This window comes from Bacteroides ovatus (genome assembly GCF_001314995.1).
Taxonomy (GTDB): domain Bacteria; phylum Bacteroidota; class Bacteroidia; order Bacteroidales; family Bacteroidaceae; genus Bacteroides; species Bacteroides ovatus.
Genome location: NZ_CP012938.1, coordinates 4,269,253 through 4,287,210 on the forward strand (window position 1 = coordinate 4,269,253; position 17,958 = coordinate 4,287,210).

Annotated in this window: 12 protein-coding genes and 1 pseudogene; 3 read left to right on the forward strand and 10 right to left on the reverse strand. The window is 41.1% G+C overall.

What is annotated here, in order from left to right; genetic code table 11:
- Nucleotides 1-2,142 carry a S46 family peptidase gene (locus Bovatus_RS16460; protein WP_004298045.1) on the forward strand — a complete coding sequence of 714 codons (2,142 nt, stop codon included), beginning with the start codon at nucleotides 1-3 and terminating at the stop codon, nucleotides 2,140-2,142.
- A gap of 28 nt (nucleotides 2,143-2,170) precedes the next feature.
- Here Bovatus_RS16460 and Bovatus_RS16465 read toward each other — a convergent pair whose 3' ends face one another.
- A complete protein-coding gene (locus Bovatus_RS16465) occupies nucleotides 2,171-3,037 on the reverse strand; it encodes a DMT family transporter (protein WP_004298047.1) in 867 nt (288 codons plus the stop codon).
- A gap of 143 nt (nucleotides 3,038-3,180) precedes the next feature.
- Between Bovatus_RS16465 and Bovatus_RS16470 the strand changes: the two genes are divergently transcribed.
- Entirely contained in the window at nucleotides 3,181-5,838 is a 2,658-nt protein-coding gene (locus tag Bovatus_RS16470; protein ID WP_004298048.1) for a glycoside hydrolase family 78 protein, read from the forward strand.
- Between the two features lie 2 nt (nucleotides 5,839-5,840).
- Here Bovatus_RS16470 and Bovatus_RS16475 read toward each other — a convergent pair.
- From Bovatus_RS16475 to Bovatus_RS16515, 9 genes and pseudogenes are all read right to left on the reverse strand, one after another.
- A pseudogene (locus Bovatus_RS16475) lies at nucleotides 5,841-6,101 on the reverse strand (sugar-binding domain-containing protein); the annotation flags it as partial.
- 495 nt (nucleotides 6,102-6,596) lie between these two features.
- A complete protein-coding gene (locus tag Bovatus_RS16480; protein ID WP_004298052.1) occupies nucleotides 6,597-8,531 on the reverse strand; it encodes a DEAD/DEAH box helicase in 1,935 nt (644 codons plus the stop codon).
- 115 nt (nucleotides 8,532-8,646) lie between these two features.
- The gene (locus Bovatus_RS16485; protein ID WP_004322548.1) at nucleotides 8,647-9,714 is read right to left on the reverse strand and encodes a tyrosine-protein phosphatase; all 1,068 of its coding nucleotides are present in this window, start codon (nucleotides 9,712-9,714) and stop codon (nucleotides 8,647-8,649) included.
- 165 nt (nucleotides 9,715-9,879) lie between these two features.
- The gene (locus Bovatus_RS16490; RefSeq protein ID WP_004298055.1) at nucleotides 9,880-11,346 is read right to left on the reverse strand and encodes a glycoside hydrolase family 125 protein; all 1,467 of its coding nucleotides are present in this window, start codon (nucleotides 11,344-11,346) and stop codon (nucleotides 9,880-9,882) included.
- 35 nt (nucleotides 11,347-11,381) lie between these two features.
- Nucleotides 11,382-12,545 (reverse strand): glycoside hydrolase family 76 protein, encoded by a 1,164-nt coding sequence (locus tag Bovatus_RS16495; RefSeq protein ID WP_004298056.1) that lies wholly within the window; start codon nucleotides 12,543-12,545, stop codon nucleotides 11,382-11,384.
- A gap of 214 nt (nucleotides 12,546-12,759) precedes the next feature.
- The gene (locus tag Bovatus_RS16500) at nucleotides 12,760-14,376 is read right to left on the reverse strand and encodes a DUF6377 domain-containing protein (protein WP_004298058.1); all 1,617 of its coding nucleotides are present in this window, start codon (nucleotides 14,374-14,376) and stop codon (nucleotides 12,760-12,762) included.
- A gap of 152 nt (nucleotides 14,377-14,528) precedes the next feature.
- Nucleotides 14,529-15,449 carry a carbohydrate kinase family protein gene (locus Bovatus_RS16505; protein WP_004298059.1) on the reverse strand — a complete coding sequence of 307 codons (921 nt, stop codon included), beginning with the start codon at nucleotides 15,447-15,449 and terminating at the stop codon, nucleotides 14,529-14,531.
- Nucleotides 15,437-16,042, reverse strand: coding sequence for an SIS domain-containing protein (locus Bovatus_RS16510; protein ID WP_004298060.1), 606 nt, complete (start codon nucleotides 16,040-16,042; stop codon nucleotides 15,437-15,439). The genes Bovatus_RS16505 and Bovatus_RS16510 overlap by 13 nt, the downstream gene beginning before the upstream one ends.
- A 6-nt stretch (nucleotides 16,043-16,048) precedes the next feature.
- Nucleotides 16,049-16,582 (reverse strand): LOG family protein, encoded by a 534-nt coding sequence (locus tag Bovatus_RS16515; RefSeq protein ID WP_004298061.1) that lies wholly within the window; start codon nucleotides 16,580-16,582, stop codon nucleotides 16,049-16,051.
- Between the two features lie 105 nt (nucleotides 16,583-16,687).
- Here Bovatus_RS16515 and Bovatus_RS16520 point away from each other — a divergent pair, with 105 nt between their 5' ends.
- Complete coding sequence (locus tag Bovatus_RS16520) at nucleotides 16,688-17,908, forward strand: M16 family metallopeptidase (protein WP_004298062.1); 1,221 nt, start codon at nucleotides 16,688-16,690, stop codon at nucleotides 17,906-17,908.
- Nucleotides 17,909-17,958 lie beyond the last annotated feature (50 nt).

Sequence of the window (17,958 nt, forward strand, 5' to 3'; positions counted from 1 at the left end):
ATGAAGTTCAGACTAACCGTCTTGATAGTCTTTTCTCTCTGTCTGTCGAATGTATTTGCCGATGAGGGAATGTGGTTGTTGGGAAATCTCCGAAAGAATAAACAGACTGACCGGGTAATGAAAGAACTTGGTTTGCAGATGCCTGTGAATAAAATATATGATCCGAAGAAACCATGTCTGGCAGATGCTGTTGTCAGTTTTGGAGGCTTCTGTTCAGGAGTGGTGGTTTCTGAAGACGGTCTGGTGTTTACTAATCATCATTGTGGCTTTAGCAGTATTCAGCAACATTCTTCAGTGGAACATGATTATCTGAAAGATGGCTTCTTTGCACGTAGTCTTGAGGAAGAACTGCCGAATCCGGAATTGTATGTTCGTTTCCTGCTTCGTACGGAAGATGTTACTAAACGCGTATTGTCTGCCGCCCGGCATGCTAAAACGGAAACAGAACGCCGTGTGGCTGTTGATTCGATTATGAATGTAATCAGTATGGAAGTCTCCGAAAAGGATTCTACATTGACTGGTATTGTAGATGCTTATTATGCAGGGAATGAATTCTGGCTATCTGTTTATCGTGATTATAATGATGTCCGCCTGGTTTTTGCACCTCCTTCTTCTGTCGGGAAGTTCGGATGGGATACGGATAATTGGATGTGGCCGCGTCATACGGGCGATTTCAGCGTATTTCGTATCTATGCTAATACCAAGAATGGTCCGGCGGATTATTCTCCTGAAAACGTCCCTTATCATCCCGAATATGTAGCACCCATTTCTTTGGATGGATACAAAGAAGGTTCTTTCTGCATGACGCTTGGCTATCCGGGCAGTACGGAACGTTACCTTTCCTCGTATGGTATCGAAGAGATGATGAATGGAATCAATCAGGCAATGATTGATGTACGGGGAGTGAAACAAACCATCTGGAAACGGGAGATGGACCGTCGTCCGGATATTCGCATTAAGTATGCTTCAAAATACGATGAAAGCTCCAATTATTGGAAGAATAGCATCGGAACGAATAAAGCCATCAAGCATTTGAAAGTGTTGGAAAAGAAGCGGGTGGCTGAAGCAGAGCTTCGTAACTGGATTCAGTCTCATCCGGAAGAGAGAGAGAAACTGATTCGTTTATTTTCTTCTTTAGAGTTGAGTTATAGTAATCGCCGTGAAACCAATCGTGCGTTGGCTTATTTCGGTGAATCGTTTATAAATGGTCCCGAGTTAGTGCAGCTCGCTCTTGAAATTCTCAATTTCGACTTTGAGGCGGAAGAGAAGTTGGTGATAACCCGCATGAAAAAGTTACTGGAGAAGTATGATAATCTCGATCTTTCCATTGATAAGGAGGTTTTTGCTGCCATGCTCAAAGAGTATCAGTCGAAAGTGGATAAAAAGTTTCTGCCTGCTATGTATGAGAAGATAGATACGCTCTACAACGGGAATATTCAGACCTATGTAGACTCTTTGTATGCAACTTCCAATATAACGTCTCCTAAAGGCTTAAAACGCTTTCTGGAGCGAGATACTACTTATAATCTCATAGAGGATCCGGCTGTTTCCTTAAGTCTGGATTTGATTGTGAAGTATTATGAGATGAATCAAAGCATTTCCGAGGCTTCCGAGCAGATAGAGGAGGGGGAGCGTTTGTTCAATGCAGCCATGCGCCGGATGTATGCTGATCGTAATTTTTATCCGGATGCCAACTCTACCATGCGGCTTAGTTTCGGAACGGTTGGAGGATATACTCCTTTTGATGGAGCCACTTATGATTACTACACAACCGTGAAAGGCATTTTTGAGAAAGTGAAGGAACATGCGGGTGATATTGACTTTGCCGTTCAGCCGGAGTTGTTGAGTTTGCTTTCTTCCGGTGATTTCGGAAGATATGCCAATGCGCAGGGAGATATGAATGTTTGTTTTATCTCCAACAATGACATTACAGGCGGTAATTCCGGCAGTGCCATGTTTAATGCCAAAGGAGAATTACTAGGCTTGGCTTTTGATGGCAACTGGGAAGCAATGAGCAGTGATATCGTATTCGAACCAGATTTGCAGCGTTGCATCGGGGTAGATGTGCGGTATATGCTCTTTATCATAGAGAAATACGGTAAGGCAGCCCATCTTATTCAGGAATTAAAAATGGGTCGATGAAGTAAATATTCCGATGAAACCGCATTTTTTATCGTTTTAATATAATAACGATTACGGCAGCGATAATCAGTGCAATACCTACACCAATGCTTGTGGTGAAGGCTTCCCCGAAAAGAAAGATACCTACACATACAGCAGTTACCGGCTCCATAGCTCCCAACACAGAGGTGAGTGTGGAGCCGATGCTTTTTACGGCTCTTACTAGAGCAAGATTAGAAACTACGGTAGGGATTAAAGCTAATAGAATCAAGTTGCCGGCAGTATGCCATTTGCTGATGGGTTGAAGCTGGCTGATGGTTTCCGTTCCGATAAAAAGGAGAATACCTCCGAAAAGGAATACGTAGAAAGTAAGCAGTAGCCCCTTCATCTGTCCAATTTTTAGTTGGCTCATTGTGACGAGATAAAGCGCATATCCGAGTGCCGACAGAAGAACAATGAAAAGTCCCAGGAAAGAAAAGCTTCCCGTTTTTGTATCTCCGCCGGATAAGAAATAAACTCCTGCCACTGCGGATGCAATGGCAGCGATCCGCCAGCCGGACTTCTTTTCTTTAAAGAAGAGCATCATGATTAACGTGGTAAGCACCGGATACATGAAATGAATAGTGGTGGCAACTCCGCTAGCCATAAACTTATATCCCCAGAACAGGAATACGGCAGACATTAAATAAAGAAGCGCAAGAAGAAACAGGGAAGGAATGTCCTGCCTCTTGATGCGAAATGATTGACCATTCACCAATAAGATTCCGCCTAACGCCAGACAGGCAAACAGGAAACGATAGAAAAGTATAGATTCAAATTGCATCCCTGCTTGCATGGCAGGAATGGTAAATAGAGGGATAAGTCCAAAAGAAGCCGATGAAAGCAGCCCATATAGTAAACCATTAACTTTATTCATAGTCAAGTATATATTCGGGCCGCAAAGATATAGCTTTTTTGAGGCAAGTAGATAAAGCGTCCATACAATATTTTTCGTAAATTAGCACGCGATGTAAATATGGCATCCGATTGAAAGAAAATACAAACTAATTTTTGGATAAAATGAAACGATTGACACTATTACCGGGATTACTATTTTTAATGCTGCAAGCAGCATTTTCACAAGAGTCAGGCAGCTGTAAACCAGTGAATCTGGTTTGTGATTATTTGGTGAATCCCTTGGGAATAGATAATCCTGCTCCCCGGTTATCATGGATGCTGAATGATGCTCGAAAAGGAGCACGGCAAACAGCCTGTCAAGTCATCGTAGACAAAGACTCTCTTGAATTGATTGCAGGGAAAGGAACTATCTGGGATTCGGGCAAAAAGGACTCCGAACAGATTCTGATTACCTATTCCGGACAGGAACTTCGTCCTTTTACCAAGTATTATTGGAGAGTGAATGTATGGGATAAGGATGGAGTGAAATCTTCTTCGGCTATTAATAGTTTCGAAACGGGCATGATGGGGATGGAACACTGGCAAGGGGCTTGGATTAGCGATAACAAAGATATTAATTACCGTCCTGCTCCCTATTTCCGGAAAGTGTTTGATGCACGAAAGAAGATACGGTCGGCAAGGGCATATATTGCCGTAGCAGGTTTGTATGAACTGTATATCAATGGTGAGAAGATTGGAAACCACCGGCTGGACCCGCTATATACCCGGTTTGACAGGCGTAATTTCTACGTCACTTATGATATTACTTCCCAAATACAGAAAGGGAAAAATGCGATTGGTGTGTTGCTGGGCAATGGATGGTATAATCATCAGTCAATGGCCGTGTGGGACTTTCATCGTGCACCTTGGCGTAACCGTCCTGCTTTTTGTATGGATGTGCGGATTACTTATGAGGATGGTTCCGTTGAAGTCGTTTCTACGGAGCGGGACTGGAAAACTTCATCCGGCGCATTGATCTTTAATAGCATTTATACAGCCGAGCATTACGACGCTCGTTTGGAACAGAAAGGCTGGAATACCGTGAACTTTGACGATTCTAAATGGAATGGAGTAGGATATAGGGCTGTTCCTTCACAGAATGTGGTGTCACAACAAGTGCAGCCGATTCGTGCAGTAGAAACAATCCCCGTAAAAATCTGGAAGAAACTTAATGATACAACGTATGTATTCGATTTTGCCCGCAATATGGCAGGAGTCACCCGCATTAAAGTGTCCGGGGAAGAGGGAACTGTAGTGAGACTGAAACATGGTGAGCGGTTGTATGACAACGGACGAGTGAATACGTCAAATATTGATGTGTATCACCGCCCGGTAGACAACTCCGATCCTTTTCAAACGGACATCCTCGTTTTGAGTGGAAAGGGAGAGGATGAATTTATGGCACGATTCAATTATAAAGGTTTCAGATACGTGGAAGTAACAAGCACTAACCCCCTTGTATTGAATGAGAATAATCTGACAGCTTACTTTGTGCATAGTGATGTTCCGCAGAAAGGGATGATTCATACTTCGAACGCACTTATCAACCGTCTTTGGTGGGCTACAAATAATGCCTATTTGTCCAACTTGATGGGGTATCCCACCGACTGTCCCCAGCGTGAGAAGAACGGATGGACAGGCGACGGTCATTTTGCTATTGAAACGGCATTATACAATTATGACGGTATCACTGTTTATGAGAAATGGCTTGCCGACCATAGAGATGAGCAACAGCCTAATGGTGTACTTCCCGATATTATTCCTACAGGAGGCTGGGGATATGGTACGGATAATGGACTGGATTGGACAAGCACTATTGCCCTTATTCCATGGAATATTTATATGTTTTATGGCGATCATAAACTGTTGGCAGACTGTTATGAAAATATAAAGCGATATGTAGACTATGTGGATCGCACCAGTCCGACCGGATTGACCTCATGGGGAAGAGGAGACTGGGTGCCTGTTAAATCACATTCTTCCAAGGAACTGACCTCTTCTGTCTATTTCTATGTGGACACCAAAATACTTGCCAATGCCGCAAAGATGTTTAATAAAACGGAAGACTATAAATATTATTCTGCTCTTGCCAATAAGATAAAGAACGCGATTAATGACAAGTTTCTGAATAGAGAAACGGGCATTTATGGTAGCGGCGTTCAGACGGAACAGAGCGTTCCTTTGCAATGGGGCATTGTTCCCGAAGAGTTGAAGAGAAAAGTAGCCCGGAATCTGGCAAAACAGGTGGAAGCAGCCGGCTTTCATTTGGATGTAGGTGTGTTGGGAGCAAAAGCTATATTGAATGCGTTAAGTGAGAACGGTGAAGCCGAAACGGCTTATAAATTAGCTGCACAAGACACTTATCCATCATGGGGTTGCTGGATTGCCAATGGTGCTACCACATTACTGGAGAACTGGGATTTGAATGCCACACGTGACATATCAGACAATCACATGATGTTCGGAGAAATTGGAGGGTGGTTTTATAAAGGATTGGGTGGAATCTTCCCTGACCCCGAAAATCCCGGATTCAAACATATTCTCCTTCGGCCTAATTTCCCCAGTGGATTAAATGAGCTCGAAGCCAGATATCAATCACCTTATGGGGAAATCTGCTCTAAATGGGAACGTAAAAAGAACCGTATTGTCTATCATGTAACTGTTCCGGCAAATAGCACTGCTACCTTTTATGCACCCGACAATGTGAAAGGAGAGCGTGCAGTAAAATTGGAAGCAGGAAAACATATCTTGGAATTACCTATAAAGAGAGCTGTTTATTGAATGTCTTTCGATTGGTAATCCCGGTTGCTGTTTATCCAGATGTAAAAAACAGCTTCTACACCATTGAAACGGATGAATATATCTCTCCCCTTCCATGAATCGGGCAGAGTGAAATCCCTCCGATAGCTACCTACCGGATTGGGCATGGAAGCGAAAGTGTAATCTGCCGGACGAGGCTGGATGACATTGGGCCACTGCACTCCTTTGCTATAATCTCAGAATGGATAGATCACGTTACAATAGAGAGGTTTGTCCCAATTTCGTGCTTTTGTATAGCTGCTTTATAACTAATAGATGGAGTGTTTTGAAATAAGAACTTGACAAACGACTTTTTATTTTGTATCTTTGTGATCAGAAAAGAAACTTATTGATTGGAAATTATGTGTATGAATAGTATAATATTAGAACAGAGTTGCCGACGATTTACCTCTCTTTAGAAGAAGAGGAAATTTATTATATACTAAAGGTTGCAGACTTTTGATGAGTTTGCAACCTTTTTTGTTGTATAAAATTGAATTGTTTGCAGTAGATAGACTTCTTATCGTTTTTAATAAATAGGAATATCGTTTATTAAAAACGATAAGAAAGTTTATTAGAAACACAAAAGTAGATTCTGTATGAACAGTTGTCTTTTTTCAATAAGATAGAATAGGGATAATGTTGTTCCTTCTCATTAGAATGTCAAGATGGTAATTAGTTGTAACATAAAGATCTCTGACTAATAATGTACAAATCTACGGATTATGCTTGCTTCATATTTATTTCTTCTTAGGTTTTCTACGTGCCCATCCTTCTTCGCTGAAGTCAGGTTCTTTATCTTTAAAAAACTCTTGCCAGTCATCTTTCTTCTTCGGACCGCGAGCATCAGAGTATCCCCGATCAGCACGACTAGGTTTATCTTTTTTTGTTGACTTTGAGTCTTTTGCAGAAGCATCTTTCGGTTTTCTATCCTTATTCTCATAGCGCGGTGCACGTTCGTCGCTTTTGCCGCCGAATCGTTTATTTCCCTTGCGCTCATTTGAACCGTTTCCACGTCCTTTTCCGCTTTCTTCACCGGCGCCGGCAATCTCAACAACTACCTTGCGTCCGTTCCATTTAGCCCTATTCAGCGCCTTGATTACATTTGTCGCTTCCTTTTCCGGTACCTCAAAGAAAGAATAGTTCTGCATTAGGTCAATGCGTCCCAACTCGATACGTCCCCGTGTGTTGCTGTTCAATAAGCCGATAAGGTCGCTGGGGAAGAAACTGTCTGTTTTACCCAAATTGATAAACAGGCGGTTAAAGCCCGGTGCAGCTTGGCGGCTTCTTTTTTCGAAACCACCTTCTTTGCGGTCACCCCGTCCGGTACGTTCTCCTCTGATGTCAGTCGGTACTTCTATTTCTGCACGGTTGCGATAATACTCGGCGAAACGGTTGAATTCGTGAGAAACCATTCGTTTAATCAGGTCCTCTTTGCTCAACCATTCCAGTTTACGGTAGATTTCCGGCATAAAGTCAGCAATCTCTTCCTCGTTTACTTTTACTTTTTCGAGATCATCAATAACCTTAATCAGCTGCTTCTGACAGATTCCTGCTGCTGTTGGCATTTCTCCGACAATGAATTTTTTGCTGATAATCCGTTCGATATCTCTCATCTTTCCTTTTTCACGAAGATTGATGATGGCTATGGAAGTTCCTGTCTTTCCGGCACGTCCTGTACGTCCGCTGCGATGTGTATAACTCTCTGTATCGTCTGGTAATCCGTAATTGATAACATGTGTCAGATCGTCTACATCAAGTCCGCGGGCAGCCACGTCAGTTGCCACGAGCAGTTGCAAATTGCGGATGCGGAATTTCTGCATAACAGCATCCCGTTGTGCTTGAGAAAGTTCACCATGCAAAGAATCGGCATTGTAGCCTTCTTGCATTAATTTGTCGGCAATTTCTTGAGTTTCTTTACGGGTACGGCAGAAAATAATACCGTATATTTGTGGGTAGTAATCGACGATACGCTTTAAAGCTTCGTATTTGTCCTTAGCCTGTACGGTATAAACAACGTGTTTAACGTTGTTGGTGCTTTCATTCTTGCGGCCAATAGTGATTTCTTTCGCATTGCGTAGGTAATTTTTGGAAATGCGTGCGATTTCCGGACTCATTGTTGCGGAAAACAATAGGGTGTTGCGCTCCTGCGGTACATCAGCCAGAATGGCGTTGATGCTTTCTGTGAATCCCATATTAAGCATTTCGTCGGCTTCATCCATTACCACATTGTGGATGGTAGATAGAGATACGGTTTTGCGCTCCATCAGGTCCAGCAGGCGTCCGGGGGTAGCTACAATGATGTGTACCCCTCGTTTGAGGCTGCGTATCTGGCTGTCAATGGAAGAACCACCATATACAGGTAATACTTTTAGTCCGTCAATGTATTTGGAATAGTCATTCAAATCTCCTGCTATCTGGAGACAAAGCTCGCGGGTAGGGCAGAGGATAAGCGATTGTGGAATTCTGTTTTTTACGTCAATCTGTTGGAGCAAGGGCAAACCGAATGCGGCTGTTTTACCTGTTCCTGTCTGTGCAAGAGCTACTACATCATTATTTTCTCCTAAAAGGTACGGAATCACTTCTTCTTGTACCGGCATGGGATTCTCGTATCCCATTTCTTCAATTGCTCTACGTATCTCCGGAGAAACGCCAAGCTCTTCAAATGTCTTCATTAAATCTCTGTATATCTTTTATTTCGGCTGCAAAGATAGTTAATTTAGTTGATAATGAATGATTGATAGTAGATAATTATTATAGACGCCACCCTATTTTATCACTTATCAACTATTAATTATCAGTTAATAAGATGCTGCGTAACTGTTCAATTTCTTCTGCAGAAAGTCCGATTCCCTTTTTCAGATAGGTCTGTACGCTCCCGTATTCAGCCTCAATCTGTTCTTTGGCAGCGTTCAGGAAATCTTCTTTTGCAGAGTAGATGGTTGTAATGGCTTCTTGCGAATTGACCGATAACTTATATGCATATTGAGAAGCTTTGGGAATATTAAAATAGTCATTACTCAAACGATAGTCTTCCATAATGACGTCTTCGTTGACTCCAAGAGCGGCAAGCAATAAGGCGGAAACGACCCCTGTACGCCCTTTCCCGGATGTACAATGAATCACAACCGGATAATGAGTACGGTCGAGAAGGACGGTGAACAGCTTTTTGAATTCCTTTTGGTAGTTTATAACTAATTCCCGATTCATTTGTTCTACCAAACGATAAATAGTGTCACTTTTTATCTTCTCTTCCTGAATTCCTTGCAGAATTTCTTCCATGTTCCCTGTGAGAATAGGGATATGTATGATATTAAATTCATCATCATGCAATTGCGGGTAGTTGTGGCGTTCATTTTCAGAACGTAAGTCTATGATTGTCCGTATCCCCATATTCTTAAGTTCCTGGCGTGAGCAGGGAGGAATGCTGTCTATTTGTGCGGAACGGTATATCATTCCCCAGCGAAGAGATTTGCCAGTACCGGCAGATTCATATCCTCCTAAATCACGGAAATTCTGTATGCCGGGGATATTAATGTTGCGGGTAGCCACTTTGATTCGGTATTTGTTATTAAATACCATCAAGTAGTAATAGCGTTGGGACGGATCATTGGTTACGATGGTCATTTTACCACTGGAAATGTTGGTTATTGCAATGGGAGAATTTTCCGGAATAGTTTCAGGAGAAGTGGAAGTGTATACTTTTACCTGCCCTTTTAATATTGGTGCTGTTTCCCATTTGATAATACAGTTTCCTACGTTGTTTTCTTCACATACCACAGATATAGCAGGTGATGTGCCGGAACATGATGGGAGCACTAATAAAACAGTAAGCCAGCTTAACAGGTTTTTATACATAGTTTCTTTGCCTTGAATCGTATACTGCAAAGATAAGAATTACCCGAAGATGTGGTAATTCCTTTGCGATAATTAGCCAAAGTTAATAGTAATTTACGTGTTAAAAAAGGGCACATCTTCTGATGGAAGAGTGCCCTGAATGAAAAATTGTATAAATCAGCTTTATTAGATGCTGTTCAATAAATCAGTTTTTCCTTCATTTATTAACTTTAAAATTAGTTCGCCGAACAAGGTATTTTGCCATGCAAACCAAGCACGGGTGAAGTTATTGGGATCATCTTTGTGAAAAGATTCATGCATAAAGCCTGTCCCTGCGTCTGTGTTGATTAGCATTTTTACACACTCCTTGATCTCCTGGTCGTCCTGACTGGTAAATGCTTTCATCATGATACTCATAGGCCATACCATGTCATAGCCGATGTGAGGACCACCAATTCCTTCTCCTGCTTTTCCTTTGAAGAAATAAGGATTATCCTTGCTCCATACAAAACGGCGTGTATTCTGATAGATAGGATCGTTAATATCTACATCGCCAAGATAAGGCATTGCCAATAAACTTGGTACATTAGCATCATCCATTAAAAAATGATTTCCGAAACCATCTACCTCAAAAGTATAAATTGTACCATATTTAGGGTGATTGTAAGTTGCATATTTTTTTAGTGCAGTCTCTACTTCTTTTGCCAGATCTGTACATTGTTTTGCCATTTCTGCATTTTGATTTACAGTATTCAGAATTTCAGCAGCTTTCTTTAACGAAGAAACAGCAAAGAAATTAGACGGCACGAGAAATTGCAAGGTTGTAGCATCGTCAGATGGACGGAAGGCTGAAACAATTAGTCCGACAGGATTCACAGGAGCACCTAAACCGTTGTTGTTTAATGTATCGAGTGCACGTTCCGTTTTGCGTTGAAATTTATAAGGTCCTACTCCCTCCTTACGTTGTTGCTCCTTAAAAGTAGACAGGATGTTGGTGATGGCTTGTATCCATTCACTATCAAAAATACTGGCATCACCGGTCTCTTTCCAATATTGGTAGGCCAGACGTAGTGGGTAACATAGAGAATCTATTTCCCATTTTCTTTCATGTAATTCCGGTTTCATATCGGTCAGGTCGGACATCCAATCTCCTCCCACAGCCCCATCATTGAAAGCATTGGCGTATGGATCGATATTTATACATTTAAATTGTCTGCGTATCACTCCTTCGAGCATTTTCTTCAATTCCGGGTCTTTATTCGCTAATTGTATATAAGGCCAAACCTGTGCTCCTGAGTCACGTAACCACATGGCATGGATATCTCCTGTGTAGACGAAAGTATCAGGCTTACCGTCTGTTGTACGGTAATGAACTGTTGTCTCAAGGGTATTTGGAAAACAATTCTCGAACATCCATGCCAATTTTTGATTAGTAAGTAGCTTTTTCACCCTGATGATTTCTGCTTCCACGGCTTTTGATTTAAAAAGCCGCTTGTTTACGGGTGGACGATTACTTTTATAAGCGGCAATTTCAGCTGCTTGATTGACCACATTGGTATGATCCTTAGCCAGGATAAGTTCTGTAGCTTTGGCAGGACCTCCCATTAATAGGGTGGTCGTGATGATACATATTCCGATATTTCTTTTCTTCATATCTCTATTGTTTTTAAGAGGGTTATTAAAAGTGATTATTGTAAATCGATTCCGCCTAGTCTTCCATACATTTCTATGAAAGCAGCTTGTGTCAAGAGCCATTTTTTCTCGTTTTTATCTGTGCCGCTCCAATCTGTCTGGAACAAGCCTCGTTCATCTCTGGCATGATGCCATGCGTAATCAAGACTTCTCTGGAAATCGGTTAGATAAGTCTTGTTATGGTCTATCTGATAAAGTTCAATAAAGCCTCTAAGCATAACGGCTGTGAACCAAATATTTCCTTTTTTCAGTAATTGGAATGTTTGTCCGTCTGGAGAGGTGAACTGAGTGAAGAAGTGCTTGTGACACGCTTCTGCTATATTTTGTGCATCTTCCAGATAACTTTTCTGTTTGGTAATTTGATAGAGTAGGGCAGCTGCCTGCATCATTTGTCCACTGTTATAGGCAAATTTGGCACGACCGGTTTTCTTGTTGAGTGAGATGTTGTCAAAGTATAGATGATCTTTTGAGTCTTCCAGGTTCTTTTTAGTCCATTCGTATAACTCTTTTCCTTCTTTTAAATAGGCATCATCTTGAGTAGCTTGAAATAGTTTGAGAGCGAATACGGCTCCCGGTGCATTAGAACAAGTATTTTTAGATTCCTTCTTTTGTTCGCACCAGTAGACTCCTCCGCCGAGTACGTCATCTTTACCACTAAGGATAAACTTCCATATTAGTTTAGCTTTCTCCAGATAAGCTTGTTTTCCTGTCATTCGATAAAAATCGGTAAAATCGATACCTAACCAGACGTTATCATCATAAAAACGATCGGAGAGAGGTTGGCTGCTGATATAAGATGAGTAAGCGAATGGTTCTCTTCGTGTGTCGAAGTATTCTTCCAATCCTGGTAGTACTTTGTTTTCCAGAAGCTTTTTATACTTCTTATTTCCAGTGCTCTCCAGTAATGCATTTACTGCAGAGAATGTACCCGAATACGGCCAAAGGTAGGAATATTCATTGCGTCTTTTTGCTTGTTCTTCTGATGCTAGATAAGTTGCCTTACTGTCTTGGTCAAAAGGATAATTCTCACGTAAAAGACAGGTGTTGGGTGCTGCATAGTTTTGGTAAAGAGCATCCAAAGTTTGCTGTGCTTTTTCTATGTTAGGATTTGTGTTTGCAATGGTGAAAGCACAAATAACATTAAGTAATAGGCCGTTCATAATTTTTTATTTAAGTGGTGTTTATATAAATAGTAATTTGAATTAGTTCGCAGGTTTTATTGTGACCCTACAAAAATACCTTATTTCGGTTACTTTTTAAGAGGGGAGTGAGCAGATTGTAAATGATTGTTTAGGGTATGTTGTTGATAATCAGGGAATATTTGGTCAGGGAATCTCTGATAAATGTAAATGATGCTGTATGATTAATGCACTGTTATTCCCGGATTTGTTGTCCGATTCGAGCTACTTTTTCTTCAAATTCATTCCGGTCTCCATTTGCTTTGATCCGCATTTTTGAGCGGTAATTATAGATGGTCGATAATGAGTACTGTAAGAAATGAGCTATTTTCACACTGTCTGTAATTCCCAGTCGGATAAGTGCGAAGATCCGTAATTCGGGTGTTAAGAGTTTGCCGGGTCCTGGAATGATTGCATTTTCCGGTAAAAGCAATGCGTTAAAATCTTCGACGAAATTCGGAAAGAGATTCAGGATTGCTTTGTCGAAGTTATTATAAAATTCAGCCAGATCTTCTTCTGTATTGAGAGAGGAGTGGAGGAAAGAGGTTACTTTCTTTATATCTTCACTTTTGGCTATTTTGAGTGCTCTTTTCTTAAAATTGGCAATTTTACTGATATAACTGGTATATTGTTCCATATACAGCCCTACATATTCTTCTTTGATTTTATTGTTATCTGCCAATATTGAGTTCATTTGTTGTATTTCGTAAAGATGATAAGACAAACTCTCATTAGCTTGTTCCACTTTACCTTTTTGTTTTTTCAGTTGTACGGACAGGATGAATAGCAGAATGCAGACAATGCATAATGCAATGAGCAATGCCGTTATGATGATAAATTTATGTTTCTCCTTTTCTTGAAATGCCTTATCTATGAAAAGATACATATCTGAGGCTTCGATGGTGTTAATTCTCGCATTACATAGGATAGCGTCCTCCATTGCATTTTTCATATATTTAGATGCCCGGTCTATGTCCCCACTCTCAAAGATTAGTTTGGCTAATATTTTTAAAGAGAGGTTTTCTCTAGCTCCATTTAATACATCAGAAATGGCGGATATTGCGAAATACTTAATCGTATTCTCATGATCATTTTTACCTTGATAGGCAGATGCCAGAGAATATGCTATGATTCCGGCATTTCTTGAATAGGGTGTATAACTTTGATAAGTGCTGTCCAGTATATGAATAGCATCATCATACTTTTTATGGAAAAGAAGAGTTGGTGCGGTTATAAAAGCTCGTACGTTTGATGGGACTTCTTTGCATTGGAGCAGCGAATCGCGATATATTTGTGCTATCAGATCATTTTCTTGTGAATCGTCCTCGTTGGAAGCAAAAGCTTTCTGGTGATTGTAGATCGTGACTTGTCCGAGAAAATATTCAGCTTTGAGTTTAGGAGATAGTTGCTTTTGTTGCATCGAATTGGTAATTGCCAAAGCTTCTTTGAAAAAGCCCATCGAAGATAATATTCTTGAATAATCCAGTTTAGCTTCAATTAAAAGTTCTTTGTCATTACTTTCTTGAGCGAACCTGTTCATGTGGATGGCATAGGCTAAAGCGGAATCTTTTTGGAAAGATGAATACTCAAAACAAAGAGACTGTGCTGTCCCAACTTTCTTTCGAATATCCCTGGATTGTCTTAATATTATTTTCAGGCTGTCTATCTGTCTTTGCTTTTGTTGGGTATAACTAGCTTTGTTTTGTAGAGATTTATCTAATACTTTTAACAATGTTTTTACTTCATCGTTTGCTTTTGCTGGTAAACTGATGAAGATAAAGATTATCAATAGAGGTAAAATAAATCTTTTCATATATTAAGTAAGATTGCTTATTGAATATGGTTGTTTGCAAAGATAAGGAAATCCATATTAAGTTAAGGTTGACAGATTAACTTAATATGGATTTTATGAAAATAGGGATTTCGCTGGATGAATTACTTATATCCAAATCCTTATTTGTAATATCACTTGTATTTTTGTGCAAACTCCACCGAAACCGAATTGCAGAAACTTCGGCAAACTTCAGCTGCGAAGTCTTTCCCGCATTGGATTATTTTATCCCAGATCTCTTCATTCAAGTTATTTAGATCGCGGTATCGGACATCGTATTTGAGTAATCCGTAGATCAGCCCTGCATTGAAGTTATCACCAGCTCCAATAGTACTGACTGCTTGTAATGGTTCTATCGGATAATCTTTATTGACCAGATTAGTGCGTAACGCTACCTTTTCCGCACCTGCAGTACAGATGAACCGGGGACAGTAGAATTTGATTTTATCCTTGTAAATCTTGTCTATATCCTGCATGTTATACATATATAGAAAATCCTCTAAAGAACCGCGTACAATATCCGCATATTCCAGATTTTCAATAATGGTCGGAGCCAGTTTCATGGCTTCATTCTTGTGTGAAGAACGGAAATTCGGGTCATAATAGATGATGGCTTTCTTTTCACGTGCCTGATCTAGTAATTCGAGAATCTTCTCCCTCAGAACCGGATTCAGTGCGTAATAAGAACCCACCATGACAATGTCGTCTTCCTCTAGTTTCGGAAACAAAACATCCAGACGTTGCTTCGGGTAGTCTTTGTAGAAGATATATTCGGCATCACTCTGCTCGTTCAGGAAGGCTAAAGATACGGGTGATTTTCCATCCGGGAATACATTTACATGATCGGTTGGAATATGATTCTCACGCATGAACTGCAGGATAATATTGCCTACACGATCATTTCCGGTTTCACTGATGAAGCCGACGTTTATTCCCATTCGTCCCAATGAGACAATACCGTTGAATACAGAACCTCCCGGTACGGCTGCGGAAGGCTGGTCACCTCGAAAGATGATATCGAGGATGGTCTCTCCGATACCGATTACTTTTCGCATAGTGATCTTGATTTTTCTCCCAGATAACCGCCATGGTGACGTTTTGAATATTCAGCGATAGTAAATCCTGTTTCCTTCATGGTTTGTACTACCAATATATCTCCGATCACTGTCATGGCAGTAGTGGATGTAGTAGGAGTCATCCCTAACACACAGACTTCTGCAGGCTTGCCGGTACTTAGACAGACATCCGATTCTTTTGCCAGCGGACTATCCGGATTTCCGGTGATAACGATAAACTTCAGATCCGGGTCCAGATTATGGGCTAAGCGGGTTAATTCCACAATCTCACGTGTCTTGCCAGAGTTAGAGATCAGCAGGAGTAGATCGTTTTTTTGTAAGATACCCAAATCCCCGTGTTGCGCCTCGCTGGGATGCAGAAAGACGGATGGAATACCGGTGGAACAGAAAGTCGTAGCAATGTTCATAGCAATCTGCCCGGCTTTTCCCATACCGGAAGTTACCAGTTTTCCCTTTTTCTGATGTATTTGTTCTACAATCAGTTTCACCGCTTTTTCATAAGCGTCTGTTACGGGGATGTTGAGCACAGCTTGTGCTTCCTGTTGCAAAAGTTGTTTGATGGAGTCTATCATATAGGATCAGTTTATTTTTTCTTTTAATTCATTTAATGTGTTTGCTACTTCGTAATAGGTTGAGAAAGGCTGTCGTGCAAAACCTTTGTTCTCCAGGGTGTGGAGTGCTTTTAATAGCTCGTCGTAAAAACCATATTCATTGTAGAAAATGACCTTCTTCCGGTGATATCCGATAGAGGCAGCGGCTATTACGTGGAAAATCTCATCAAGAGTACCGACGCCTCCGGGGAGTGCAACCAATACCTCCGACTTCTCCGTTATGATATCTTTGCGGTCACTCAAGTTACGGGTATGAATTTCTTCATCTAACAGACTGCTTACCTTGCCATTCTCTTCCAGTTTGGCAGGAACTACTCCAATGACCTTACCGCCATTTTCTTTCACGGCACGAGCTATGCATTCCATTAATCCGAGGCTGGCTCCTCCATATATCAAGGTTTTGCCTGTCTGCCCCATCCATTTGCCTATTTGGCTGGCGCTTTCGAAGTACATTTTGTCAATGTTATCGGAGGCGGAACAGAATATTCCTATCTTTTCCATATACGTTGTTGCTGTTATAGTCCACAAATATCTGCAATTTTCTATAAACAGCAATAAGTTTTATTGTATTTTTGTGGCATTAATTCAATAAGGAAGTATAAAACGATGCAAGGTAACGAATATACATTGCCAAATGGCCTGCGTATTATCCATGAACCAACCCTCTCAAAAGTAGCTTATTGTGGTTTTGCGATTGATGCCGGAACCCGTGATGAGGCAGAGAATGAGCAGGGAATGGCCCATTTTGTAGAACATCTGATTTTTAAGGGAACGGAGAAGCGGAAAGCCTGGCATATCCTCAACCGGATGGAGAATGTAGGTGGTGACCTGAATGCTTATACAAATAAGGAAGAAACTGTCGTCTATGCCGCTTTCCTGAAAGAACATCTGGAACGTGCGCTTGAGTTGTTGGGGGATATTGTATTTCATTCAACCTTTCCGCAGCATGAGATAGAAAAAGAAACAGAGGTCATTATCGATGAAATCCAGTCGTATGAAGATACTCCGTCGGAACTGATATTTGACGATTTTGAAGACATGATCTTCCGCAATCATCCATTGGGAAGAAACATTCTTGGTAAGCCGGAACTTCTGCGAAGTTTTCGCACGGAAGATGTTCTATCGTTTACCCGCCGTTTTTACCAACCGGGAAATATGGTGTTTTTTGTTCAGGGGCAGTACGAGTTCAAGAGAATCATCCGCCTGGTAGAAAAATACCTGTTGGATATTCCTGATGTGAAGGTAGAGAATCGGCGTACACCTCCGCCTCTGTATGTGCCGGAACATTTGACGGTGGCTAGAGATACGCACCAGGCACATGTCATGATCGGTAGCCGTGGCTATAATGCGTATGATGACAAGCGTACTGCACTCTATCTGCTGAATAATGTCCTTGGAGGTCCCGGAATGAATAGTAAACTGAATGTGTCCCTTCGCGAACGCAGAGGACTGGTCTATAATGTCGAATCCAATCTGACTTCCTATACGGATACGGGAGCTTTCTGTATTTATTTCGGGACGGATGTGGATGACATGGATACTTGCCTGAAATTGACCTATAAGGAATTGAAGCGGATGCGCGATACAAAGATGACTTCTTCCCAGTTGGCGGCAGCGAAAAAGCAGTTGATCGGGCAAATCGGAGTAGCGTCCGATAACTTTGAGAATAATGCGTTAGGGATGGCGAAAACATTCCTTCATTATCATAAGTATGAATCATCCGAGCTTGTTTTTAAGCGTATAGAAGAGCTAACAGCAGAGATGTTGTTGGAAGTTGCCAATGAGATGTTTGCAGAGGAATACTTATCTACGTTGATTTACAAATAATTGATTGACAGATTTGCTTTCATTGCCAGAATTCGTATTTTTGTAGCAGA

Excerpts from the sequence above, each read along its gene's own strand:
- Bovatus_RS16515 (WP_004298061.1), bottom strand. The coding sequence starts at position 16,582 with ATGGAAAAGATAGGAATATTCTGTTCCGCCTCCGATAACATTGACAAA.
- Bovatus_RS16510 (WP_004298060.1), bottom strand. The coding sequence starts at position 16,042 with ATGATAGACTCCATCAAACAACTTTTGCAACAGGAAGCACAAGCTGTG.
- Bovatus_RS16500 (WP_004298058.1), bottom strand. The coding sequence starts at position 14,376 with ATGAAAAGATTTATTTTACCTCTATTGATAATCTTTATCTTCATCAGT.
- Bovatus_RS16470 (WP_004298048.1), top strand. The coding sequence starts at position 3,181 with ATGAAACGATTGACACTATTACCGGGATTACTATTTTTAATGCTGCAA.
- Bovatus_RS16495 (WP_004298056.1), bottom strand. The coding sequence starts at position 12,545 with ATGAACGGCCTATTACTTAATGTTATTTGTGCTTTCACCATTGCAAAC.
- Bovatus_RS16490 (WP_004298055.1), bottom strand. The coding sequence starts at position 11,346 with ATGAAGAAAAGAAATATCGGAATATGTATCATCACGACCACCCTATTA.
- Bovatus_RS16480 (WP_004298052.1), bottom strand. The coding sequence starts at position 8,531 with ATGAAGACATTTGAAGAGCTTGGCGTTTCTCCGGAGATACGTAGAGCA.
- Bovatus_RS16460 (WP_004298045.1), top strand. The coding sequence starts at position 1 with ATGAAGTTCAGACTAACCGTCTTGATAGTCTTTTCTCTCTGTCTGTCG.
- Bovatus_RS16485 (WP_004322548.1), bottom strand. The coding sequence starts at position 9,714 with ATGTATAAAAACCTGTTAAGCTGGCTTACTGTTTTATTAGTGCTCCCA.
- Bovatus_RS16465 (WP_004298047.1), bottom strand. The coding sequence starts at position 3,037 with ATGAATAAAGTTAATGGTTTACTATATGGGCTGCTTTCATCGGCTTCT.
- Bovatus_RS16505 (WP_004298059.1), bottom strand. The coding sequence starts at position 15,449 with ATGCGAAAAGTAATCGGTATCGGAGAGACCATCCTCGATATCATCTTT.
- Bovatus_RS16520 (WP_004298062.1), top strand. The coding sequence starts at position 16,688 with ATGCAAGGTAACGAATATACATTGCCAAATGGCCTGCGTATTATCCAT.